Genomic DNA, 447 nt, shown 5'->3' on the forward strand with positions numbered 1-447 from the left:
ACAGTCCCACGCTTACAACGACACCAGCCTCGAACTGACCGCCAAGATCCTCGACGCCAAGGCGCGCAAGAATCTGTCCTTCGAACAAGTGACCGAAGGCACCGGCCTGGGTCTGGCTTACGTCACCGCCGCCCTGCTCGGCCAGCACCCACTGCCTGAAGCGGCCGCCAAAGTGATCGGCGAAAAACTCGACCTGGACGCCGACTCGGTTGCCCGCCTGCAAATCATCCCGCTGCGCGGCAGCCTCGATGGCGTCCCGACCGACCCGACCATCTACCGCTTCTACGAAATGATCCAGATCTACGGCACCACCCTGAAAGCCCTGGTTCACGAGCAGTTCGGCGACGGCATCATCAGCGCGATCAACTTCAAGCTGAACATGAAAAAAGTCGAAGACCCAGAAGGCGGCCACCGTGCGGTGATCACCCTCGACGGCAAGTTCCTGCC

1 protein-coding gene is annotated in these 447 nt (G+C 61.3%); it reads left to right on the forward strand.

The window, feature by feature from the left end:
* Positions 1 to 34 precede the first annotated feature (34 nt).
* The coding region (gene cynS, locus B0W55_RS29425; protein ID WP_083743247.1) for a cyanase at positions 35 to 447 on the forward strand (413 nt) is incomplete at its 3' end.

It is taken from the genome of Pseudomonas sp. KK4, assembly GCF_001984065.1.
Classification (GTDB): Bacteria; Pseudomonadota; Gammaproteobacteria; order Pseudomonadales; family Pseudomonadaceae; genus Aquipseudomonas.